Raw genomic sequence first — 21,940 nt, forward strand, 5'->3', positions numbered from 1 at the left:
ACCAGTCATGAGCTATCGCACCGCAGGGGTCATCGGCGCGGGGGCGTGGGGCACGGCCCTGGCCCTGGTCTGCGCCCGCGCCGGCCTGAACGTCGTCCTGCAGGCGCGCGAGCCCGAGGTGGTCGAGAGCATCACGGCGCGCCGCATCAACGAGGCCTTCCTGCCGGGCGTGGTGCTGGATGACGCGATCTCGGTGACGGCGGACCTGTCGGGCCTGTCGGACTGCGATCTCGTGCTGGCCGTGCCCCCGGCCCAGTTCATGCGCGCGACGCTGGCCGCCTATGCGCCGCATCACAAGGCGAGCGCGCCCATCGTCCTGTGCTCCAAGGGCATCGAGCGCGGATCCCTGAAGCTGATGACCGAGGTGCTGGCGGAGACCCTGCCCGATGCGCCCGCCGCCGTCCTGTCGGGACCGAGCTTCGCCGCCGACGTGTCCAGGGGCCTGCCGACGGCCGTGACCCTGGCCTGCGCCGATGCCGCCCTCGGCGAGGCCCTGATGGAGACCCTGTCGGGCCCCGGGTTCCGGCCCTATCTGGCGACCGACCTGGTCGGGGCCGAGGTCGGGGGGGCGGTCAAGAACGTCCTGGCCATCGCCTGCGGGCTTTCGGAGGGACGGCGTCTGGGCCGGTCGGCGCATGCGGCCCTGATCACGCGCGGGTTCGCCGAGATGACCCGGCTGGGGGTCGCCCTGGGGGCCGAGGCCGCGACGGTCGCGGGGCTCTGCGGCCTGGGCGACCTCGTCCTGACCTGCTCCAGCCCCCAGTCCAGGAACATGAGCCTGGGTCTCGCCCTGGGCGAAGGCCAGTCGATCGAACAGGCCCTGGCCGGCAAGCGGTCGGTGGCCGAGGGCTATGAGAGCGCGCCGGCGGTGCGCGAACTGGCCCGGCGGCTGGGGGTGGAGATGCCGATCTGCGAGGCTATCGCGGGCCTGCTGGCCGGCGAGACCACGGTCGACGCCCTGATCGAGGCCCTGCTGTCGCGTCCGCTCAAGGCCGAGCGGGAATGAGCGAGACGGCGACGACCGAACGAAAGCGCGTCTGGACGACACCGGCCGGCGTCGCCCTGTGCGCGCTGGACGATATCGCCGAGCCGGGGTCGCGCGGCTTCGTGCTGCAGATCGGCGAGGCCTGGTTTCACGGCTTTGTCGTTCGCAAGGCGGGCGAGATCGCCGGCTGGGTCGACCGCTGCCCTCACCAGGGCTTTCCGATCGCGATCGAGATGGACCGCTACCTCACGCCGGACGGGTCGCTCATCCTGTGCGGCTGGCACGGCGCGGTGTTCGAACCGCTGTCCGGGGCCTGCGTCGGCGGGCCCTGCGCGGGCGGGAAGCTGACGCCCTGGCCGGTCCGGATCGACGGAGCCGTCATCCGGACCGGGTGAGCGAGATCAGCCCTTTTCGTCGCCGCCGAAGGCTTCGTCGACCTCGTCTTCCGTGATGCGCTTGGATGGATCGAAGGGCTGGTTGAGGTTCTGTTCCTCGGTCCCGTCGCCCAGCATGCCGGGGTGTTTTTCGTTCTCTTGGGTCTTGGGGTCGGCCATGGTCGTCGTTCCTTGCGGATGACGACGGTTCAACGCCCCGCAAGCGTGGCCGTTCCTACCGTTTCAGCCGCTTGGCGTTCGCCACGGCCGCCGAATGAATGGGCCGGAGCGCGTCGGCCTGGGCCTTCAGCAGTTCGGTGTTCAGCGTCAGCATCTGACCCGCCGCGCGGCCCCACCAGGCGACGGCATAGGTGTAGTGGGCGGTCGCGGCGGCCTGGGGCGAGGCGGCCCCCGCGATCTGCGACGCGGCGCGCTGGGCGTGGGCGACCTCGTCCATCGCGGACTTCGACACGCGGGCGGCCAGATCGCCCAGATTGCCGGCCAGGGCCCCGGCCGAGGCGGTCATGGCCTCGACCTTCTCGGAGCTCATCAGCGACATCTCGGCCATGTCGGCCTTCATCGGATTGGCCAGGCCCTCGGCCATGATGGTCAGGCGGGCGGCGATGACGTCCGAGGCCGCGCGCAGCATCTCGCCGCCGTGGACCGCGTTGTCGCCGGCCGAGCGGGCATTGCCGGCCGCGCGCCTGCCGTCGTGGCCCAGTCTGTTCACGGTCGTCTTGTCGAGCATCGTCATGACAGGGGCTTGGGCCGCTTTCGTCAGGTCGGCAAGGGTTCATTGGCGAAGGCGGCGACGTCCTTCAGCAGGGCCGGGATGGCCGCATCGATGATGCGCCGGCCTTTTTCGGGGCTGGCCTGGCCGGGATCCGACCCGATCCGGCCGTCGGGGAACCGGGCACGGTAGTCGGCCGCGTCGCGGATCGGGCCGGACGGCGCGATCTTCGGCGCATAGTCGGCCGTCTTGATCCGATCCGGATACGCCGCCTGGGTCACAGCGATCTCCGACGGGGTCGCATGCATGCCGTGGCCGGTCGGAAACAGGGTGTTGCAGACCCCCATGACGCCGGGCAGGTCCCACCAGTTCCGCAGCTTCAGGACATAGGGGCAGGGCTCGTCCATGAACGACCATTCGGCGTAGAGCTCCGAGAAGGTGGCCTCTATGGTGGCGACATTGCCGCCGTGTCCGTTCAGGAAATAGATCCGTTCGAAGCCGTGGCGGTGGAGCGACGACACCCAGTCGGTGATGGCGGCCATGAAGGTCGAGGGCCGCAGGGAGATCGTGCCCGCGAAGGCCAGATGGTGCTGGGCCATGCCGATGTTGAACGTCGGCGCGACGACCAGGCCGTCGTCGGTCTTCTCGGCGGCGTGGGCGATGATCTCCGGACACATCCAGTCGGTGCCCAGCAGGCCGGTCGGGCCGTGCTGCTCGTTGGATCCGATGGGGATGACGACGGTCTTCGCGGACTTGAGACGGGCCTCGATCTCGGGCCAGGCGGAAAAGGCGATCAGCATGGGCGGGCATCCTTTCAGGGCGCTCTCGCTCGCGCCGCGGGCGCTCACTGCCTGAGCGCAGCGTGCCGGCGGTCTCTCTAGCGCGCCGCCCGGTTGGCGAAAAGCTAGACCGCGAACGCCCGCAGGAAGCGCTGCGCCGTCTCGCGGGCGCGGGCGGGGATGTCGATGGCGCGGGGCTCATCGACGCCCAGGATGCCGCGCAGATGGCCGTGCCCCATGGTCATGCCGCTGAACATCTCGGCCGCCAGCTCGGGGTCGGGCACGCGGATCAGGCCGGCCCGGTCCTGCTCGGCCAGCCACAGCGCCAGGCGCCGCAGGCTCTCGCCCGGTCCGGCGTGATAGACGGCGTCGGCCAGATCCGGCGCGTGGGGCGACATCAGGGCGACCCCGCGCATCGAACTGCGCCCGTCGGCGGTGCACAGTTTCGTCAGCATGGCTTCGGCGAGGGCCGTCAGCACGGTCACGGGCTCGCCGCCGGCCCGGAGAGGCGCGGTGATCAGGTCGGAGCGCCGCTCGGCCAGGGCCCGCCCGATCTCCACCTTGGAGCCATAGCGGTTGTAGAGCGTCTGTTTCGACACGCCCGCGCGCCGGGCGATCTCGTCCATGGAGGCGGCGGCCCCTTTTTCGGCGAACAGGTCCGAGGCGGCGTCCAGGATGGCCTCGGACTTCCGCTCGTCGATCTGGCCGGCGACGCGGGCCATCAGTGGACGTCCGCGGGCGGGGCGGTGGTGCCCGGCTTGACCGGCTGGGCCAGAAGGGTGACGCAGGCGGCGAAGGCGCAACCGATGGCCAGCATGGCGAAGGCGTCGCCGAACGCCAGCGTCGTCGCCTGCCGGTTCAGGATTCCGTACATCGCCTTCATCGCCGCGCCGTCGGGGTCGATCGAGCCGCTCATGCGGGCCGAAATGCCGGCCAGCATCTCCTGCATCCGGGTGTCGCTGATGCTGATGCGGCTGGTCAACTCCCCCATGTGGATGGCGGTGTTGGTGGTCAGGGAGGTGTTCAGGAAGGCCAGCCCGAAGGCCCCGCCGACATTGCGGAACAGGTTCACCAGCCCGGAGGCGTTCTTGACCATATGCGGCGGCATGGTCGACATCGTGACCTGCTGGGCCGCCAGCATGGCCAGCATGATGCCGGATCCGCGCAGGGCCTGGACGCCCGCGAACTCCCAGAAGCCCCACTCCGTGGTCACGGCATGGGCGTCCCACATCCCCCAGGACGCCATGACGAACCCGCCGAACATCAGGATGCGCAGGTCGAGGATCCGCACCAGCCGGCCCGCGATCGGGGCCGTCGCAAACATGGCCAGGCCCGAGACGACCAGGGTCGTGCCGACCTCGGCCGGCGAATAGTCCCGCACCCGCGACAGGAACAGCGGCAGCAGGAAACTGCCGCCGAACAGGGCCGCGCCGACCGTGAAGGTCATCACGATGCCGACCAGGAAGTTCCGGTTGTTGAAAGCCCGCAGCTCGACCACAGGATTCCAGTACACCAGCGAGCGCCAGACGAAGGCCGGGCCGGTGATGGCCGCTACCGTGGCGAGCAGCAGGATCAGGTCGTCGGCGAACCAGTCGTTCTTGGACCCTTCCTCAAGCACGAACTGCAGGCTCATCAGGAAGGTGGCCATCAGGGCCAGACCCCACCAGTCGAATCCTTTCGACAGGCCGGGATCGCCCTTGTCGAAGTCGGCGTAGCGCCAGACCAGAAAGAACGACAGCAGGCCGAACGGGACATTGATGAAGAACAGCCAGTGCCAGCTGAGCGCTTCTGTCAGGTGCCCGCCCAGGGTCGGGCCGATGGTCGGGGCCAGGGTCACGATCAGGCCGATGAAGACCGAGGCGGTGACGCGCTTGGAGGCCGGAAACGCCGTGAAGGCCACGGCGAAGACGGTCGGGATCATCGCCCCGCCGACGAAGCCCTGGATGGCCCGGAAGACGATCATCACCTCGACCGACGAGGACAGGCCCACGGCCACGCTCATGATGACGAACCCGGCGCAGCTCATCAGGAACACCTTCTGGGTGCCCCACAGGCGCGACAGATATCCCGACAGCGGGATCATCACGACCTCGGGGATCAGATAGGCGGTCTGGATCCAGCTGATCTGGTCGGCGGAGGCCCCGACTCCCGACTGGATCTGGGGCAGGGACGAGGCGACGATCTGGATGTCCAGGATGGCCATGAACTGACCGATCACCATCCCGGCGAATCCCAGGATCAGGAAGGTCCAGTTGACCTTCGGCTCGGCCGCCGCGGGCGCCTGAGCCGGACCCCGGGCCGGGACGCCGTCGAGGGTGGCGACGGTCACTGCTGGCTCGCAGTGCCCGCGTCGGCCAGACTGGTCGGGCCGACGGCGGCCTCGGCGAAGCTGGCTCCGCCGGCGCTCTTCACATCGACCTTGACCTCGACCGACAGGCCGGGACGCAGGGCCGCGCCGCCGCTGGCCCGCGACACCAGGATGCGGACCGGGACGCGCTGGGTGATCTTGGTGAAGTTGCCGGTGGCGTTCTCGACCGGGATCAGGGCGAACTCGGCCCCCGTGGCCGGGGCGAAGCTCTCGATGCGGCCGGTCAGGTCCTGATCGGGGAAGGCGTCGGCCGAGATGTGGACGGTCTGGCCCAGACGCAGGCGGCCCAGCTGGGTCTCCTTGAAGTTGGCCACGACATAGGTGTCACCCAGCGGGACCAGGGACAGCATCTGTCCGCCGGGACGCACATATTGACCGGCGCGGACGCCGCGGGCCCCCACGACTCCGGCGACGGGCGCGCGGATGACGGTGCGGTCCAGATTGGTTTGGGCCAGCTCGACCTGGGCCCGGGCCTGTTCGACGGCGGCCAGGCTCTGGCTGCGCGACGAGCCGAGCACGCCGGCGGTGCGCTGTTCGGCGACCAGGGCGGCCTGGGCCTCGGCCACGGAGGCCGCGGCGGTCTGGGCCCCGGCCTGTTCGGTCTCGATGCGCTGCTGCGAGACCCAGCCCTCACGCTGCAGGGTGGAGTATCGCTGGACCTGGGCCTGGGCCAGATCCGCCTGGGCGCGGGCCTGGGCCACGCCGGCGGCGCGGGCGGCGATCATCGCCTGTTCCTGGGCCGCGCGGGCGTCGACATTGTCCACGGCCGCCAGCAGGGCCGCCAGATTGGCCTCGGCCTGCGCCAGTTCCGCCCTGGCATCCGCATCGTCCAGACGCACCAGGATCTGGCCCTGTTCGACGCGCTGGTTGTCGCTGACCAGGACCTCGGCGACATAGCCGTCGATCTGGGGGCTCACCAGGGTGGTGTCCGCCTGGACGAAGGCGTTGTCCGTCGATTCCCACCGCTGCTTGTTGGTCCACCACAGGCCGCCTCCGACGATCAGCCCGAGGACCACCACCGCGCCGAGGATCAGCGGCAGGCGTTTCTTGACGGCGGGAGCGAGAGCCATGGGGGGAAATCTCTGAACAGCGGGGACGTCGGGCGTCGGACGGACATCCGGGGAGGACGGCGCGTAAAATGGACTGTATCGTCCAAAAATCAATAACCGGTTGTCGCGGGGCGTGAACACGTCATGTTTCCGGGCATTCCAGCCACATGAGGTCCTCCATCCGCCTGCCCTCCTCCATCGATGTCGCCGTGATCGGAGCCGGCGCGGCCGGTCTGTCGGCAGCCCGCCGTCTGACCGCCGCCGGCGTGGCCTGCGTCGTGCTGGAGGCGCGCGACCGGACCGGCGGGCGCGCCCACACGATCCGGCGCGAGGGCCACGGCCTGGACCTCGGCTGCGGCTGGCTGCATTCGGCGGACCGCAACGTGCTGGCGGAAAAGGGCCGCGCCGCGGGGTTCACCATCGACGAGACGCCGCCGCCCTGGCGGCAGCAGGCCTTCAACCTGGGTCTGAGCGCGGCCGAGCAGCAGCAGTTCGGAGAGGCCTATGCCGCCTTCGACGATCGGGTGGCGCGCGCGGCCGAGGGGGGCCAGGACCGCCCGGCCTCCGACCTGTTCATCCCCGGCGAGCGCTGGAACGCGCGGATGGACGCGATTTCCGGCGCCCTGAACGGGGCGAAATTCGCCGAGGTCTCGACGCTGGACTACGACGCCTATGAGGACACCGGGGTGAACTGGCGCGTGGCCGAGGGCTACGGCACGCTGGTCGAGGCGCTGGGGCGGGATGTGCCGGTGGTGCTGAACTGCCCGGTCGACCGCGTCGACCGCTCGGGACCGGTGCTGAAGATCGACACGGCGCGCGGCCGGATCGAGGCGAAGGCCGTCATCCTGACCCTGCCGACCTCGGTGATCGCCTCGGAGGCCGTGCGGTTCGATCCGCCCCTGCCCGATCTGATCGAGGCGGCGGCGGGCGCGCCCCTGGGGCTGGCGTCCAAGCTGCACATGGCGGTCGAGGGCGCCGACGACTTTCCCCCCGACAGCCAGCTGTGGGGCAGCACCGACACGTCCCAGACCGGTGGCTATCACCTGCGCCCCTTCGGCCGGCCGATGATCGAGGGCTATTTCGGTGGCGACCTGGCCTGGGGGCTGGAGGCGGGCGGCGAGGCGGCCTTCTTCGACTTCGCCGCCAGCGAGCTGGTCGATCTTCTGGGCTCCAGCTTCCGGCGGCGGCTGACCCCGCTGGCGACCTCGATGTGGGGGGCCGAGCCCTTCTCCATGGGGGCCTATTCCCACGTCCTGCCCGGACAGGGCGATCCCGACACCGGCGCGCGGGCCCGCCTGGCCCGCCCGGTCGAGGACCGGATCTTCGTCGCGGGCGAGGCGACGTCGAAGGGCTTCTACGGCACCGCCCACGGGGCCTGGGAAGAGGGCGAGCGGGCCGCCATCGAGGCGATCGCGGCAATGGGCATCGATCCGCGGGCCTCGTCGATCGACTGAGGGTCGTCGAAAGAACCCACCTGCGACCGAATCTGACGCAGCGCTGGCCTAGAGTGGGCCCGAATGACAGGTTCGGCCCGAACAGGTCGGACGGGTCGGACGGGTCGGACGGTGTTTTTTTCGTCGTCCAGTCGGTAGGCGGGGCGAACTGGAATGACGGGGGATGGGGTTGGCGAAGTCGATCAAGGTCAAAGCCAGGGCCGCGCCCGTCCGCAAGCCCGGCGGCATCATGACCGGCGCGCCGATCCCGATCTTCGCCTGGCCCCCGGACGAGGACCGCGTCGAGGCCATCTTCACCCGCCTGTCGACCGTCATGCCCGAGCCGAAGACCGAGCTGACGTTCCAGGATCCCTTCACCCTCGTGGTCGCCGTCGCCCTGTCGGCCCAGGCCACGGACGTCGCGGTCAACAAGGCCACCGAAAAGCTGTTCGCCGTCGCCGACACGCCCGCGAAGATGCTGGCCCTGGGGGAGGAGGGGCTGGTCCCCTACATCGCCTCGATCGGTCTCTATCGCGGCAAGGCCAGGAACGTCATCGCCCTGTCCCGCATCATCCTGGAGCAGCACGGCGGGGTGACGCCGCTGAACCGCGCGGACCTGCAGGCCCTGCCCGGCGTGGGGCGCAAGACGGCCAGCGTGGTGCTCAACGAACTGGGCATCGAGCCGGCGATCGCGGTGGACACCCACGTTTATCGCGTCTCGCATCGCCTGGGCCTCGCCAACGCGGGGACCGCCGACAAGGTCGAGGACCAGCTGCACACGGTCGTGCCCGAGGCCTTCCTGCCCAAGGCCCATCACTGGCTGATCCTGCACGGCCGCTACACCTGCACGGCCAGGAAGCCCAACTGTCCGGGCTGCGTGATCTCCGACCTGTGCCCCTCGCGCGGGCTGATGGCCGGGACCTAGGCCCCGCGTTCGGCCGCAGGGATCAGGCCGTCGGCCAGCAGGGCATGCAGCCGCTGGACATGGCCGTCCCGCTGTTCGACGGGCGACGGGTCCGAGGTCATCACCACGGTCAGGTTCAGGCCCGGCACCACGAACACCATCTGCCCGCCGTAGCCCCAGGCATAGAAGACGTCGTGCCCGCCCGCCCGACGGATCCACCAGCCGTAGCCGTGACCGTCGCCGGTGTAGCGCGAGGTGCCGCGCGGCTCCCACGAGGTCTGGACCCAGCCCTCGGGCAGGACGCGCCGGCCCTCGTGCAGGCCGTCGTTGCGATACAGCTCCCCGAAGGCCAGCAGGGCCCGGGGCGACAGACGCATGTCGTTGCCGCCGAAATAGATGCCCTGCGGATCGGCGGGCCAGCTCGGCACCGTGATGCCCAGCGGTTCGCCCAGGGCGTCGCGGGTCAGCGCCAGCGTCGAGCGTCCCGAAGCCTTGGTCAGCACGGCCGAGGTCAGGTGGGAGGTGCCGGTGGAATAGATCAGGGTTCCGCCGGGATCGCTCTCGAACGGCCGGGCCAGCGCATGGCGGACCCAGTCGGGGCTCGAGACCCAGGCCCCGTAGTTGGCCCCGGACGTCGAGCCGAGGCCCGCGCGCATCGACAGCAGATGGCCGAGCGTCAGGGACGCCAGCCTCGGGTCGGGATTGGCCGGGAAACGGTCGGACAGGAAGGGGGCGACGGACTGGTCGACGCTGGACAGGATGCCTTGCCAGATGGCCACCCCCGCCACGGCGGTCAGGACGGATTTGGAGGCGGACTTGATGTTGACGGGGACCTCCAGCCCCGGCCCCCGAAACACCCGGTCGGCCAGGGCCTGTCCGTCGCGGGCGACGATCAGGGCGTGGAGGCGGGGCAGAGCGCCGGCCTGCTCCAGGGCTGCGGCCAGCAGGGCCGGGTCCAGGCCCTGGGTCGGGGGCGTCCGGAGGGCCGGGGCGGCCGACTGACCACAGGCCGCCAGGGGGCCGCCGGCGACGGCGAGGCCGACACCGCCGGCGAGGAAATGTCTGCGTTTCATCCGGATCGAACCGTCTGCCACCGCTGCGGTTGCGACCGGCGGCGTCACGCCGCAGGCCGGCCGGACGGCGGATCAGCCTCCGGCGGCGAGCCGGGCCCGGACCGCGTCGGCGAACATCCGGCCGCGATCGGGGGCCTCGCCGAGATAGAAGTCCGGCTCGATCAGTTCGGCCTCCATCAGCAGCCACCGGCCCTCGTGCTCGACGACGTCGATGCGGGCGTAGAGCAGGTCTTCCTCGATCGTCGCCAGCACCTGTTCGGCCAAGGCCAGGGCCCCGGCGGGCGGATGGGCCACGGCTTCGTAGCGGCCGCCGAACTGGGACTGGATGCGGAAATCGCCGGGGGCGGCCCGCTTGAGGACCGCGTGGCTGAGCCGCCCGCCGAAGAACAGCATCGACAGCTCGCCCGCCGTGGCCAGGTCGGGCAGGAAGGGCTGGATCATGGCCGCGCCCGCCGGCGCATCGACCAGGGCCTCGCCCCGCGCGATCTTCAGGGTTTTCCAGGCCCCGCCGGAGACGGTCGGCTTGACGATCAGGGTGTCGGTCCCGAACCGGTCGAAGGCCGCGTCCACGTCCCGGTCCGTGACCCCGTCGGCCCAGAGGGTCGCGGGGACGGCGACGCCCGCGGCGTCCAGTCTGCGCAGATAGGTCTTGTCGGAATTCCAGGTCAGGACGCCGGCCGGGTTGGCGAGACGGACACCGGCCCCGGCCCAGGTGCCGGTCGCCTCCAGCCACAGGGCGTGGCGTTGGTGATAGCCCCACGCCAGCAGCGGCAGGACCAGCGGGAAGCCGGTCAGCGTCGAGGCGTCCCGTGCATGGTCCGGCCAGGCCATCGGACGCGTGGAGACGCCCGTCAGGGCGAGGGCTTCGGACAGCCGTTCCAGCACCACCGGCCAGTGCGGGCCATAGGTGCCGTCGTCGGCGGCGGGGGTCAGGACGGCGATTTCGGTCATCGAAACCCTCGAAACATATAAGGACATCCTTATATTTTTTGGCATCGGGGGTTAAAGCGGACTGGTACGCCCCTGTCACGCCCGCTAACAGGCCCCCCATGACCCAGAACACCGCCACCTATGACGTCTGCGCCGTCGGCAATGCCATCGTCGACGTCCTGTCGCCCTGCGACGACGCCTTCCTGACCGCCCAGTCCCTGACGCCCGGCTCGATGCAGCTGGTCGACGAGGCCCAGAGCGCGGCCCTGTACGATGCGATGGCGGCGGGCGTGGAGGCCTCGGGCGGCTCGGCCGGCAACACGGTCGCGGGCGTCGGCAGCTTCGGCGGGCGTGCGGCCTATGTCGGCAAGGTCGCGCCGGACACCCTGGGTCAGGTCTTCAGCCACGACATCCGTGCGGTGGGCGTCCACTTCGACACCCCGGTGCTGGAGGGCGGGGCCGGAACCGGCCGCTGCCTGATCAACGTCACGCCGGACGGCCAGCGCACCATGTGCACCTTCCTCGGGGCGGCGAACCAGCTCGGCACGGCCGACATCGATGCCGACCTGATCGGCTCCAGCGCCATCGTCTATCTGGAAGGCTATCTGTTCGACCCGGCCCCGGCCCGCGCCGCCTTCGAGGCCGCCGCTGCCGCCGCCCACGCCGCGGGCCGCAAGGTCGCCATCACCCTGTCGGACACCTTCGTCGTCGCCCGCTGGCGCGCCGAGTTGCTGGCCTTCATCGAGGCCTCGGCCGACATCGTCCTGGCCAACGAGGGCGAACTGGCCGCCCTGTTCGAGACGGACGACTTCGACGCCGCCGCCGCGAAGCTGGCTTCGATGGTCGAGGTCGCCGCCATCACACGGGGCGAGCACGGCTCGGTCATCGTTTCGGGCGATGAGCGGGTCTCGGTCTCGGCCTATCCGGTCGACAGGGTCATCGACACGACGGGCGCGGGCGACCAGTACGCGGCCGGCTTCCTTCTGGGCGTCGCGCGCGGCCTGACGCTGGAACAGTCCGGCAAGCTGGGGTCGCTGGCGGCGTCCGAAGTCATCGCCCACTGGGGTCCGCGCCCGATGGTGGTGCTGTCGGCCCTGGCGGCCGAGCATGGCCTCGCGCTGAACTAGCGCTTCTTCAGCGTCACATAGATCGCCCCGTCGCCGCCGTGGCGACGGTGGGCCGTGGCGAAGCCGGAGACCGTGCCGCGCAGGGCGTGACCCTGCAGCCATTCGTGGATCGACGCGCGGATGATGCCGCCACCCCGACGGCCCTGCCCGGTGACCACCAGCACGGCGCGCAGGCCTCGCGACTGGGACGACACCAGAAAGGCCCGCAACTGATCCTCGGCCTCGAACCGGCCAAAGCCGTGCAGGTCGATGGAGGCCTCTATCGGATCGCGCTCGCGCGACAGGCGGCGCTGACGGCGGGGTTCCAGCTCTTCGGGCACGGCGCGCGGAGTCTCCTTGCCTGAGGGAGCTACCGCTCGGCTCGCGGAGCCTCGCTGCTTGAGCGCGGTGGTTGGTTCGGCGGTTCTCATTTTCGTCGAGACCTTTGCCTTCATCGGGCCCGGGGTTCTCGGGGTCTTGATCGTCTCGGGCTTGAGAGGCTCGTCCGGCTGGATCGCGCCCGGCGTCACCCGCGCGGCTTTCCGGATCTTCGGCGGCGTCACGGAGCCCGCGACCCGGGCCCAGATCCGGCGGTCCTCGGGGGTCAGGTCCGGGGGCGGTCGGCGCGCCACGGGATCAGGCGTCTTCGCGGTCTGCGTCCGCCTCGGGCGGGCCGGGCTCGTAGACCAGAAGGTCGCCCGGCTGGCAGTCCAGTTCGCGGCACAGCGCATAGAGGGTCGAGAACCGCACGGCCCGGGCCTTGCCGGTCTTCAGGATCGACAGATTGGCCAGGGTCACGCCGACCCGATCGGCGAGTTCCGTCAGCGACATGCGTCGCTCGACCAGGATTTTGTCCAGCTGAACGCGAATGGCCATGGTCAGATCGTCAGTTCGGATTCACGGCGCAGGCGCGCGCCTTCACGGAAGACCTCGGCCAGGACGAACACGACCAGCACCGAGAAGATGGGCGTCAGGAGCTCGCCGAGCCCCTGCGAATCCATCACCCCGGGGGCCAGGCGGGCGGCGACCATGCCCTGGGCTAGCCAGACGCCGGCCGTGACGACCGCCAGGATCAACCCGACCTGACGCAGGCGCCGGACGTTCTCCGGCTGGAAGGGGTCGCCCATCGTCAGGGTGCGAAAGATCATCCGCAGGTTTCGCAGGATCAGCAGGAAGCCGCCGAAATAGGCCGAAAACGCGCCGACGCCGAACAGCACCAGGGCGCGGGTCAGGGGCTGCTGGGTCCCGCCGTCGTCGTTGGTGAAGGTGATGTTGTACTGGCTGACCGGGATGAACAGGGCCGCGACGAACAACAGCAGCAGCACGGCTGTGATCAGCATCAGCAGCACATAGGCCACGTCCAGCGCGATCTTCAGCAGGCTGGAAACGGACCCGGGGCCCAGGGTCTTGAAAGGTGTCTTGAAGGGGGTCCTGAACGGCAGGCGAATCGCCGGAGTGGGCAGCTTCGGCAGGCGTCGGTCGGGCTGCTCAGCAGGCATGGAGACACTCGGCCGGAAGGATCAGGGCGCGATGGCCGCGCGGGGTCCGGCGAACCCCGGCGCGGTTCTCTTCATCGCGTTCTTCATCACTGGCGTCAAAGCTCTCTTTTTTAAGAGCGTCGCTCACGCGCGGCTCGGGGAGCCTCGCTGCTTGAACGACGTAGGGTCTTGGCGTCTTTGCGGAAATCGTCGCCCGGCTAGGGAGCGACCGCGTCGAGCGTGATATCCAGCCTTCTCAGAAGGCCTGGATCAGGATGGCGACCATGGCGGTCGGCAGGGCGGCGAGGAGAGCGGCGTTCACCAGGAGGGTGCCGACCTTGTCCATCATCAGCGAGGCGTTCATCGTGTTCATCGTACTATTCTTTCGATCCTGAAGCGGGTCATTTATTGCCCGCATTCTTTAACCACAGGCTTCGATTTGCTCGTTTGGATCAAACCGGGGAACGTCGTGGCTGCCGTTCTTGAGATCATAGATAGGACGTGCAGGGCGTCCAGTCACGTTACATATCGTTTAACGATATTAAACTTAGGCAATGAATTGTTTCAGTCCGCGGAGCGTCGATGAAGCTTAGACTTATCAAGGGGATGCGGCTGGTCGCGGCGACCCATAACGCGGGCAAGGCGCGCGAAATCCATGCGCTTCTGGACGGACATTACACGGTGGTCACCGCAACCGAGGTGAATCTGCCCGAACCGGCCGAAACCGAGACCACTTTTGTCGGCAACGCCATGTTGAAGGCCCGTCATGCCGCCGCCTTCTGCGGTGAAGTCTGCCTCGCGGACGATTCCGGCCTGTCGGTCACGGCCCTGGACGGGGCACCGGGGATCTTTTCGGCGCGGTGGGGCGGGCCGCAGCGGGATTTCAACGTGGCCATGGACAAGATCGAGACGCGGCTGGAGGAGTTGGGCGCGCACGACCGGACGGCCTGGTTCACCTCCGCCCTCGCCGTGGCCTGGCCCGACGGTCCGTGCGTCGTGGTCGAGGGGCGGGTGGACGGCGTGGTGACCTTCCCCCGGCGCGGCGATCGCGGCTTCGGCTATGACCCCATCTTCATCCCCGATGGCCATACGCTGACGTTCGGCGAGATGAAGCCGGCGCTGAAGGACAGTCTGAGCCACCGGACCCGGGCGTTCGAGATGCTGAAGGCCGCGCTCATTGACTGAGGTCCCCGGCCCGGTCGCGGTCTACGTCCACTGGCCCTATTGCGCGCGCATCTGCCCCTACTGCGATTTCAACGTGGTGCGCGACCGGGGCTGGCGCGACGAGCAGGCGGTGCTGGTCGAGGCGATCCTGACGGACCTGTCCGCCCAGGCCGCTCTCGTCGGCGCGCGACCGCTGGCCTCGATCTTCTTCGGGGGCGGGACGCCGTCGCTGATGCGGCCGGACGACGTGGCCCGCGTCGTGGAGCGGGCGCGCGCCCTCTTTCCGTCCGGGGAGCCCGTCGAGATCACGCTGGAGGCCAATCCGACCGATGCGGAAGCCGCCCATTTCGCGGCGCTGCGGGACGCGGGCGTCGATCGGCTGTCGCTGGGGGTCCAGTCGCTGGACGATGCGGCCCTCGCCTTCCTCGGCCGCAACCATTCGGCGGCGGAGGCCCGGCGGGCGATCGAGACGGCCGGCGCGACGTTCGACCGGCTGTCGATCGACCTCATCTATGCCCTGCCCGGCCAGACCGTCCACGCCTGGTCGGACGCCCTGACGGAGGCGGTCGCCATGGGGTTCGAGCACGTCTCGCCCTATCATCTGACCATCGAGGCGGCGACCGCGTTCGGACGGGCCTACGAGCGCGGCACCCTCGTTCCCCCGGACGAGGACCGGGCGGCCGACCTCTACGAGGCGACGCAGGCCGTTCTGGGGGCCGCCGGCTTCGAGGCCTATGAGGTGTCGAACCACGCGCGGGGCGTGGCCGCCCGGTCCGCCCACAATCTGCATGTCTGGCGGGGCCACGACTACATCGGGGTCGGGCCGGGCGCGCACGGGCGGCTGACGCTGGACGGGGTCCGGACGGCGACTGTCGCCGAACGCAGGATCGGGCCCTATGTCGAGGGGGTCGCCTCGGGCGCGCCCTGGTCGGAGACCGCTCGCCTCGACGCGCGCGAGACCGCCGAGGAGCGGGTGCTGCTGGGTCTGCGGACCGTCGAGGGCGTGGCGCTCGGCGATCTGTCCGGGCTCGGCCTGCCGGTGGCGGCCGGGCCGGTGGCCGCGCTGATCGAGGATGGCTTCGTCGCGATCGAGGAGGGACGCCTGGCGGCGACCGCGCGCGGCCGGCCGGTGCTGGACGCCGTGCTGAAGGCCCTGCTGACGTGAGGCGGCCATTGTCCGCGACCGCGCCGGCTGTCACGGTCGCGCGATGACCGAGCCCAGCCCCTTTCCGCCGACCGCCCCGCCGCCCCGGCCGGTCTCGCCGGGCCTGTATCTGGTCTCGACCCCGATCGGGAACCTGCGGGACATGACGCTGAGGGCGCTGGACGTACTGGCCGCGGCCGATCTGGTCCTGGCCGAGGACACGCGGGTCTCGGCCAAGCTGCTCTCCGCCTACGGCCTGAAGGCCAGGCTCGAGCGGTGCGACGACCATGCCTCGGCCCATGCCGCCGAACTGGCGATCCAGAGGATCGGCGAGGGGGCCGTGGTGGCGCTCGTGTCCGATGCGGGGACGCCGGTGGTGTCCGATCCCGGCTTCGTCGTGGCGCGGGCCGTGATCGCGGCGGGCCTGCCGGTGCATCCGATCCCCGGCGCGTCCAGCCTTCTGGCGGCCCTGGTGCTGTCCGGCTTGCCGGCGGACCGGGTGCTGTTCGCGGGATTCCTGCCGCCGAAATCGGCCGGCCGCCAGGCGATGCTGGCCGAGCTGAAGGGCGCGCGCCAGACCCTGGTCTTCTTCGAGAGCGGGCCCCGGCTGCGGGCCAGCCTGACCGACATGGCCGCCGTGCTGGGCCCGCGCCCGGCGGCGGTGTGTCGCGAGCTGACCAAGATGTTCGAGACCTGCGTGCGCGGACCGCTGGACGCCCTGGCGGCCGACCCGGCTCTGGACGGACCCAAGGGCGAGATCGTCGTGGTGGTCGGTCCGGGCGAGACCGAGACCGCCAGCGCCGCCGATGCCGACGCGGCCCTGACCGAGGCCATGGCGCGGCTGGCCCCCGGCGAGGCGGCCTCGGAGGTGTCGCGCGCGCTCGACCTGCCCCGGAAGGCCCTCTATCGCCGGGCCCTGGAGCTTCAGGGGCGCGGATGAAACCCGGGCGGGTCCGACGCCCGGCCCCGCCGCCGGTCCGGCCGCCCTCCGACCACCGTCGGGCCAGGGGTGGTCGCGCCTTCGTCGAGGGCCACGGCGCGGAGTGGATCGCCGCCCTCTGGCTGATGCTGAAGGGCTATCAGATCCTGGGCTTCCGGCTGAAAACGAAAGGTGCCGAGATCGACATCCTGGCGCGGAAGGGCGGCGTTCTGGCCGTGGTGGAGGTCAAGCGCCGTGCCACGCTTGAGGCGGCCCTGACGGCGCTGAAGCCGGCCCAGCTGGAGCGTCTGCGGGCTGCGGGTGAGGCAGTGTTGCGCCAAAGACCCGGTCTTAAGGGCTTGATACTGCGGATAGATACTGTGGCGCTGGCGTCCGGCCGGTTTCCGCGTCATCGTCGTGGGCTGTAGTTCCAGCGTCCTGGAACGCGCCGTCGGGGGACGTCGCCATGACACGCGAGGAAGCGGAGGACGTGCTGGCCGAGGCCGGCCGGGCCGCGGACGAAACCTTCCCTTTGCTGGAGGCGGCGATCGCCTGCGCGATCCACGACTATCCGTTTCGCGACCCCGAGCCGGCCCGGCGACTCGCCCAGGCCGCGTATGAACGACTGGCGGAGCGGATCGGCGGCGAAAGCCCGGACGATGCCCTGGCCGAGACCATGGCCGCCGATCTGCGCCTGAACGGCGATCTGCTCCACTACGACGACGCGGCGAACACCGATGTCATCGCCGTGGCGGAGCGCCGCCGCGGCCTGTCGGCGGCCCTGGCGGTCTTCTATCTGGACGCCGCGCGCCGTGCCGGACTGAAGGCCTATGGCGTGGACTTTCCGAACCATTTCCTGCTGCGGGTCGAGACCCCCGCCGGGCCGGTGGCCCTGGATCCCTTCAGCGAGGGCCGTATCGTGATGCCGTCGGAACTGACGCGCCGGGCCCTGCGCGCCGGCCTGACGCCGCATGTCGCCGACCGGCTGGACCTGCTCATGGCCCCCGTGACGGACCGGGAGGCCCTGATCCGGCTGCAGAACGTCCTCTTCAGCCGCGCCATCCGGTGCGAGGACTATCTCTGTGCCGAGCGGTCGGCTGTGCGGCGCGCCCTGCTCGATCCCGACGATCACCGGCCCTGGCTGGATGTCGCCGCCGCACGCGAGAAACAGGGGGCTCTCGCCGGCGCGCTCGAGGCCCTCGCCCGGGCCCGCGCCGTGTCGGGTCAGGACGAACAGGTGCACCGCGCCAGCATGGACCGGTTGCGGCTCAGGCTGAACTGAAGACCGTCAGCGGCCGCTGGCGCGGACCCAGGCCTCACGCGCCGCCAGCAGGCGCGACGGCACCAGACCCCGCACGCTCGCGCCCTGACCCAGTTTCAGCCCGGCCTCGATCCCCTTCTGCCAGGCGAGCGTGGCGTCGAACGCCTGGGCCTTTCCGACGTCGACGAGCGTGACCGTTCGGGTCAGGCCGGCGGCGCGGTCCAGCCGCAGCCTCACGCCCCCGTCGGAATGGTCGGTGATCAGGCAGCCGACCTCGCGACCGTCGACGATGACGACACCCCGATCATTGGCCGGCTGGCGTGTCTGAACGCGACGATCGTGGGGACTGGACAGGGACACATCACAGGAACGCGCGGAGGCCCGACATGGCCTCAACAGGGGGGTCGGCTCAGTGCTGGTTGGCGGGCAACCGGACGATCAGACCGTCGAGCGCGTCGCTCACGCGGATCTGGCAGGACAGGCGGGAGTTCGGCTCGACCGCCTCGGCGAAGTCCAGCATGGACTCTTCCATGGCCGAGGCCTTGCCCGCCTTTTCGCGCCAGGCCTCGTCGACATAGACGTGGCAGGTGGCGCAGGCGCAGGCCCCGCCGCAGTCCGCGTCGATGCCGGGCACATTGTTGCGGACGGCCCCTTCCATGACGCTGAGGCCCGGCTTGACCTCCACGACATGTTCGCGGCCGTCATGCTCGATGTAGGTGACGCGAGCCACCCTAGGCAGCCTGCTTCTTGCGGTCTGGCGCGATCATCAGCTTCTTGGTCTCGGCGATGGCCTTGGCCGGGTTCAGCCCCTTGGGGCAGACCTGGGCGCAGTTCATGATCGTGTGGCAGCGGTAGAGCTTGAACGGGTCCTCGAGGTCGTCGAGGCGGGCCTGGGTCTGGTCGTCGCGGCTGTCGGAGATCCAGCGGTAGGACTGAAGCAGGGCGGCCGGGCCGAGGTACTCGGTCTGGTTCCACCAGTAGCTGGGGCAGGAGGTCGAGCAGCAGGCGCACAGGATGCACTCGTACAGGCCGTCCAGCTTGGCGCGGTCCTCCGGCGACTGCAGGCGCTCGGTGGTGGGATCCGGGTCGTCGGACTGCAGGTACGGCTTGATCGAGTCGTACTGGGCGTAGAACAGCGTCAGATCGGTCACCAGATCCTTGACCACCGGCTGGTGCGGCAGCGGATTGATGGCGATGGTCGAGGACGAGCACTCGTCCCAGCCCTTGGTGCAGGCCAGGGTGTTGCGGCCGTCGATGTTCATCGAACAGGAGCCGCAGATGCCCTCGCGACACGAGCGGCGGAAGGCCAGCGTCGGGTCGATGGTGGACTTGATGTGGATCAGGGCGTCCAGAAGCATCGGGCCGTGGTCGTCGGCCGAGACCTCGTAGAGGTCCCAGCGCGGATCGGCGTCGACCTCGGGGTCGTAGCGATAGACCTTGTAGGTCTTGACGTTCCGGGCACCGGCCGGAGCCTTGTGGACCTTGCCGGCCGTGGGCTTGGAGCCCCTGGGGAGGGTGAGCTGGACCATCGGTTCCTCAGTAAACCCGCGCCTTGGGTTTGATATAATCGATGTCCGAAGACATCGTGTATTCGTGGACCGGGCGGTAGTCGATGACGACGCCTTCGCCGGGCTTCTTCCAGGCCAGGGTGTGCTTCATCCACTCCTCGTCGTGGCGATCGGGGAAGTCCTCGCGGGCGTGAGCCCCACGGCTTTCCTTGCGGTTTGCGGCGCTCTCGATCGTGACCAGGGCCTGGTCGATCAGGTTGTCGTATTCCAGAGTCTCGACCAGGTCGGTGTTCCAGATCATGCCGCGATCGGTGGTCTGGATATCGGCCCCGCGCGCATGGATGTCGCGCAGCTTGGCGACGCCCTCGGCCAGGGTCTCGCCGGTGCGGAACACGGCCGCGTCGGACTGCATGGCCCGCTGCATCTCGCCGCGCAGCTTCGCCGTCGGGGTCGAACCCGAGGCATGGCGGAAGCGATCGAGACGGGCCAGGTGGCTGTCGGTGTGGGCGGCGGTGGCGACCGGAACGGCCGACGCCTTGTCCACGACCTCGCCGGCGCGCAGGCCCGCGGCCCGGCCGAAGACGACCAGGTCGGTCAGGGAGTTGGAGCCCAGACGGTTGGCGCCGTGAACCGAAACGCAGGCCGCCTCGCCGACGGCCATCAGGCCGGGCACGACGGTGTCGGCGTTGCCGCCCACCTTGGTCAGGACCTCGCCGTGATAGTTCGTGGGGATGCCGCCCATGTTGTAGTGGACGGTCGGGATGACCGGGATCGGCTCCTTGGTCACATCCACGCCGGCGAAGATCTTGGCCGATTCACTGATGCCCGGCAGGCGTTCGTGCAGCACGGCCGGGTCGAGGTGATCCAGGTGCAGGTTGATGTGGTCCTTGTTCGGACCGACGCCGCGACCCTCGCGGATCTCCATGGTCATGGAGCGGCTGACGACGTCGCGGCTGGCCAGATCCTTGGCCGACGGGGCGTAGCGTTCCATGAACCGCTCGCCTTCGGAGTTGGTCAGATAGCCGCCCTCGCCGCGGGCGCCTTCGGTGATCAGGCAGCCGGCGCCGTAGATGCCGGTCGGGTGAAACTGGACGAACTCCATGTCCTGCAGCGGCAGGCCCGCGCGCAGCACCATGGCATTGCCGTCGCCGGTGCAGGTGTGGGCCGAGGTGGCGCTGAAATAGGCGCGGCCGTATCCGCCGGTGGCCAGGATCACGAGCTTGGCGTTGAACCGGTGCAGGGTGCCGTCGTCCAGCTTCCACGCCGTTACGCCGGTGCAGGCCCCGTTGTCCATGATCAGGTCGAGCGCGAAATACTCGATGAAGAACTCGACCTCGCGGCGCACGGACTGGCCGTACAGGGTGTGCAGGATGGCGTGGCCGGTGCGGTCGGCGGCGGCGCAGGTCCGCTGGACCGGGCCTTCGCCGTAATTCTTGGTCATGCCGCCGAAGGCGCGCTGGTAGATCTTGCCGTCGTCGGTGCGGCTGAAGGGCACGCCCCAGTGCTCCAGTTCGTAGACGGCCTTGGGGGCCTCGCGGACCAGATATTCGATGGCGTCCTGGTCGCCCAGCCAGTCCGACCCCTTGACGGTGTCGTACATGTGCCATTTCCACGAGTCCTCGCCCATGTTGCCGAGCGCGGCCGAGATGCCGCCCTGGGCCGCCACGGTGTGGGAGCGGGTCGGGAAGACCTTGGTGACGCAGGCGACCTTCAGGCCCTGCTGGGCGGCGCCCAGCGCAGCGCGCAGGCCCGAGCCCCCGGCCCCCACGACGACGACGTCGTAGGCGTGATCGACGAATTCATAAGCAGCCATCAGTCGTCAGATCCCGAAACCGGCCGGCAGCGGCGCCGACCCCAGCGCCAGCCGCACGATGAAGAAAACGCTCGCCGCCGCCGCTGCGAGACAGATCAGGTTCACCAGGCCGATCAACAAGGCCTTGGTGCCTGCGACATGGATGTAGTCCTCGATGATCACCTTCCACGCCAGGCTGGCGAAACCGAAGAGGATCAGCGCCGTCGCGGCCAGCAGCGCGGCGTTCACCGGGCTGGCGAACCACTGCAGGACAATGTCATAGCCCTGACCCGACAGGGTGAAGGCGGTCGAGGCGACCCACAGGCCCAGCGGCATCAGGGCCGCGAGCAGGATCTTCTCCAGCGTCCACTCGCCGGCCCCGTGACGTTCCGAGACGCGGACGCCGTTCCGGTATTGGGCGGGATGGCTCACAGCGAAATCCTTCCCGAGGCGAACAGGGCGATGAAGAACAGGACGGCCAGGGGCACGGGGCCGTAGACGGCGATGTTCGACAGCAGGTCGGCCGACTTGATCGTCAGCCCGCGTCCGGTGTCGTTGATCAGGTGGCGACCGCCGTTCAGCAGCAGCGAGAACAGCACGACGGTCAGTCCGAAACCGACGATCAGGCCGAACCACGATCCCGCCAGGCCCAGCGCCGACGCATAGGCCGCCGGGCCGAAGGCGACGGCCGCGAGCCAGGCGACCCCGATCAGGGCCCCGACGCTGATCGCGCCGATGGTGAACCGGAACAGGATCGAGGCGGTCATGGTGATGTGCCACCGCCAGGTCTGAAGGTGCGGCGACAGGGGACGGGGGCGGCCGTTGGGCTGGATCACGATCCGATCCGGCGGGGCGTTCGACATGCGAATGGTTCTCGAAACCAGAAAAGTCGGGCGAAGGCCCGGTGCGCATGGCTTTAAGGACCGCCGCGGGGGGGTGTCAA

28 protein-coding genes are annotated in these 21,940 nt (G+C 69.8%); 10 read left to right on the forward strand and 18 right to left on the reverse strand.

What is annotated here, in order from left to right; genetic code table 11:
• Positions 1-7 precede the first annotated feature (7 nt).
• Together BRESU_RS02070 and BRESU_RS02075 are read left to right on the forward strand one after the other, a co-directional pair.
• A complete protein-coding gene (locus BRESU_RS02070; protein WP_013267829.1) occupies positions 8-1,006 on the forward strand; it encodes an NAD(P)H-dependent glycerol-3-phosphate dehydrogenase in 999 nt (332 codons plus the stop codon).
• On the forward strand, positions 1,003-1,380 hold the full coding sequence (locus BRESU_RS02075; RefSeq protein ID WP_013267830.1) for a Rieske (2Fe-2S) protein: 378 nt from the start codon (positions 1,003-1,005) through the stop codon (positions 1,378-1,380). The genes BRESU_RS02070 and BRESU_RS02075 overlap by 4 nt, the downstream gene beginning before the upstream one ends.
• Before the next feature lie 6 nt (positions 1,381-1,386).
• Here BRESU_RS02075 and BRESU_RS17505 read toward each other — a convergent pair whose 3' ends face one another.
• The 6 genes from BRESU_RS17505 to BRESU_RS02100 form a co-directional block, all read right to left on the reverse strand.
• Entirely contained in the window at positions 1,387-1,539 is a 153-nt protein-coding gene (locus tag BRESU_RS17505) for a hypothetical protein (RefSeq protein ID WP_013267831.1), read from the reverse strand.
• Between the two features lie 55 nt (positions 1,540-1,594).
• On the reverse strand, positions 1,595-2,113 hold the full coding sequence (locus BRESU_RS02080) for a phasin (protein WP_013267832.1): 519 nt from the start codon (positions 2,111-2,113) through the stop codon (positions 1,595-1,597).
• A 23-nt stretch (positions 2,114-2,136) separates the two neighbouring features.
• Positions 2,137-2,889 (reverse strand): creatininase family protein, encoded by a 753-nt coding sequence (locus BRESU_RS02085; RefSeq protein ID WP_013267833.1) that lies wholly within the window; start codon positions 2,887-2,889, stop codon positions 2,137-2,139.
• Between the two features lie 104 nt (positions 2,890-2,993).
• On the reverse strand, positions 2,994-3,590 hold the full coding sequence (locus tag BRESU_RS02090) for a TetR/AcrR family transcriptional regulator (RefSeq protein ID WP_013267834.1): 597 nt from the start codon (positions 3,588-3,590) through the stop codon (positions 2,994-2,996).
• Complete coding sequence (locus BRESU_RS02095; RefSeq protein ID WP_013267835.1) at positions 3,590-5,197, reverse strand: DHA2 family efflux MFS transporter permease subunit; 1,608 nt, start codon at positions 5,195-5,197, stop codon at positions 3,590-3,592. The genes BRESU_RS02090 and BRESU_RS02095 overlap by 1 nt, the downstream gene beginning before the upstream one ends.
• Positions 5,194-6,306, reverse strand: coding sequence for an HlyD family secretion protein (locus BRESU_RS02100; RefSeq protein WP_013267836.1), 1,113 nt, complete (start codon positions 6,304-6,306; stop codon positions 5,194-5,196). Before BRESU_RS02100 ends, BRESU_RS02095 begins: the two co-directional genes overlap by 4 nt.
• Before the next feature lie 146 nt (positions 6,307-6,452).
• Between BRESU_RS02100 and BRESU_RS02105 the strand changes: the two genes are divergently transcribed.
• Positions 6,453-7,739 (forward strand): flavin monoamine oxidase family protein, encoded by a 1,287-nt coding sequence (locus BRESU_RS02105; RefSeq protein WP_013267837.1) that lies wholly within the window; start codon positions 6,453-6,455, stop codon positions 7,737-7,739.
• 163 nt (positions 7,740-7,902) lie between these two features.
• The gene (nth, locus tag BRESU_RS02110) at positions 7,903-8,643 is read left to right on the forward strand and encodes an endonuclease III (RefSeq protein WP_013267838.1); all 741 of its coding nucleotides are present in this window, start codon (positions 7,903-7,905) and stop codon (positions 8,641-8,643) included.
• On the opposite strand, the gene BRESU_RS02115 is transcribed toward nth, so the two are convergent.
• Both BRESU_RS02115 and BRESU_RS02120 read right to left on the reverse strand, forming a co-directional pair.
• On the reverse strand, positions 8,640-9,695 hold the full coding sequence (locus BRESU_RS02115) for a serine hydrolase domain-containing protein (RefSeq protein ID WP_013267839.1): 1,056 nt from the start codon (positions 9,693-9,695) through the stop codon (positions 8,640-8,642). The genes nth and BRESU_RS02115 overlap by 4 nt on opposite strands.
• A 72-nt stretch (positions 9,696-9,767) precedes the next feature.
• The gene (locus BRESU_RS02120) at positions 9,768-10,646 is read right to left on the reverse strand and encodes an ATP-grasp domain-containing protein (RefSeq protein ID WP_013267840.1); all 879 of its coding nucleotides are present in this window, start codon (positions 10,644-10,646) and stop codon (positions 9,768-9,770) included.
• 98 nt (positions 10,647-10,744) lie between these two features.
• On the opposite strand from BRESU_RS02120, the gene BRESU_RS02125 reads away from it, so the two are divergent.
• Positions 10,745-11,752: an adenosine kinase gene (locus BRESU_RS02125; protein ID WP_013267841.1), complete on the forward strand. Its 1,008-nt coding sequence runs from the start codon at positions 10,745-10,747 to the stop codon at positions 11,750-11,752.
• Here BRESU_RS02125 and BRESU_RS17675 read toward each other — a convergent pair.
• From BRESU_RS17675 to BRESU_RS17265, 4 genes are all read right to left on the reverse strand, one after another.
• Positions 11,749-12,072: a Smr/MutS family protein gene (locus BRESU_RS17675; protein WP_245528585.1), complete on the reverse strand. Its 324-nt coding sequence runs from the start codon at positions 12,070-12,072 to the stop codon at positions 11,749-11,751. The two genes, BRESU_RS02125 and BRESU_RS17675, sit on opposite strands and share 4 nt — an antisense overlap.
• A gap of 295 nt (positions 12,073-12,367) precedes the next feature.
• Positions 12,368-12,607, reverse strand: coding sequence for a helix-turn-helix domain-containing protein (locus BRESU_RS02135; RefSeq protein WP_013267843.1), 240 nt, complete (start codon positions 12,605-12,607; stop codon positions 12,368-12,370).
• Between the two features lie 2 nt (positions 12,608-12,609).
• Positions 12,610-13,230: a DUF2975 domain-containing protein gene (locus tag BRESU_RS02140; RefSeq protein ID WP_013267844.1), complete on the reverse strand. Its 621-nt coding sequence runs from the start codon at positions 13,228-13,230 to the stop codon at positions 12,610-12,612.
• Positions 13,220-13,357 (reverse strand): hypothetical protein, encoded by a 138-nt coding sequence (locus BRESU_RS17265; RefSeq protein WP_156796091.1) that lies wholly within the window; start codon positions 13,355-13,357, stop codon positions 13,220-13,222. Before BRESU_RS17265 ends, BRESU_RS02140 begins: the two co-directional genes overlap by 11 nt.
• 434 nt (positions 13,358-13,791) lie before the next feature.
• Here BRESU_RS17265 and rdgB point away from each other — a divergent pair, with 434 nt between their 5' ends.
• Genes rdgB through BRESU_RS02165 form a run of 5 tightly spaced genes read left to right on the forward strand, consistent with a single transcriptional unit; the run spans position 13,792 to position 17,718 of the window.
• Positions 13,792-14,394 (forward strand): RdgB/HAM1 family non-canonical purine NTP pyrophosphatase, encoded by a 603-nt coding sequence (gene rdgB / locus BRESU_RS02145; RefSeq protein WP_013267846.1) that lies wholly within the window; start codon positions 13,792-13,794, stop codon positions 14,392-14,394.
• Positions 14,387-15,538 (forward strand): radical SAM family heme chaperone HemW, encoded by a 1,152-nt coding sequence (gene hemW / locus BRESU_RS02150; protein ID WP_013267847.1) that lies wholly within the window; start codon positions 14,387-14,389, stop codon positions 15,536-15,538. Before rdgB ends, hemW begins: the two co-directional genes overlap by 8 nt.
• A 43-nt stretch (positions 15,539-15,581) precedes the next feature.
• Positions 15,582-16,457 carry a 16S rRNA (cytidine(1402)-2'-O)-methyltransferase gene (gene rsmI, locus BRESU_RS02155; protein ID WP_013267848.1) on the forward strand — a complete coding sequence of 292 codons (876 nt, stop codon included), beginning with the start codon at positions 15,582-15,584 and terminating at the stop codon, positions 16,455-16,457.
• A complete protein-coding gene (locus BRESU_RS02160; RefSeq protein ID WP_013267849.1) occupies positions 16,454-16,864 on the forward strand; it encodes a YraN family protein in 411 nt (136 codons plus the stop codon). The genes rsmI and BRESU_RS02160 overlap by 4 nt, the downstream gene beginning before the upstream one ends.
• Positions 16,865-16,902: 38 nt before the next feature.
• Entirely contained in the window at positions 16,903-17,718 is an 816-nt protein-coding gene (locus BRESU_RS02165) for a SirB1 family protein (RefSeq protein WP_013267850.1), read from the forward strand.
• 6 nt (positions 17,719-17,724) lie between these two features.
• Here BRESU_RS02165 and BRESU_RS02170 read toward each other — a convergent pair whose 3' ends face one another.
• Genes BRESU_RS02170 through sdhC form a run of 6 tightly spaced genes read right to left on the reverse strand, consistent with a single transcriptional unit; the run spans position 17,725 to position 21,860 of the window.
• A complete protein-coding gene (locus BRESU_RS02170; RefSeq protein WP_013267851.1) occupies positions 17,725-18,057 on the reverse strand; it encodes a hypothetical protein in 333 nt (110 codons plus the stop codon).
• Positions 18,058-18,106: 49 nt separating this feature from the next.
• Positions 18,107-18,427, reverse strand: a complete 321-nt coding sequence (locus BRESU_RS02175) for a 2Fe-2S iron-sulfur cluster-binding protein (protein WP_013267852.1) — start codon at positions 18,425-18,427, stop codon at positions 18,107-18,109.
• Position 18,428: 1 nt separating this feature from the next.
• The gene (locus tag BRESU_RS02180; protein WP_013267853.1) at positions 18,429-19,226 is read right to left on the reverse strand and encodes a succinate dehydrogenase iron-sulfur subunit; all 798 of its coding nucleotides are present in this window, start codon (positions 19,224-19,226) and stop codon (positions 18,429-18,431) included.
• A 7-nt stretch (positions 19,227-19,233) separates the two neighbouring features.
• A complete protein-coding gene (gene sdhA / locus BRESU_RS02185) occupies positions 19,234-21,018 on the reverse strand; it encodes a succinate dehydrogenase flavoprotein subunit (protein WP_013267854.1) in 1,785 nt (594 codons plus the stop codon).
• 6 nt (positions 21,019-21,024) lie between these two features.
• A complete protein-coding gene (gene sdhD / locus BRESU_RS02190; RefSeq protein WP_013267855.1) occupies positions 21,025-21,429 on the reverse strand; it encodes a succinate dehydrogenase, hydrophobic membrane anchor protein in 405 nt (134 codons plus the stop codon).
• Complete coding sequence (gene sdhC, locus BRESU_RS02195; RefSeq protein WP_013267856.1) at positions 21,426-21,860, reverse strand: succinate dehydrogenase, cytochrome b556 subunit; 435 nt, start codon at positions 21,858-21,860, stop codon at positions 21,426-21,428. Before sdhC ends, sdhD begins: the two co-directional genes overlap by 4 nt.
• Between the last annotated feature and the right edge of the window lie 80 nt (positions 21,861-21,940).

Source organism: Brevundimonas subvibrioides ATCC 15264, from assembly GCF_000144605.1.
GTDB classification, from domain to species: Bacteria; Pseudomonadota; Alphaproteobacteria; order Caulobacterales; family Caulobacteraceae; genus Brevundimonas; species Brevundimonas subvibrioides.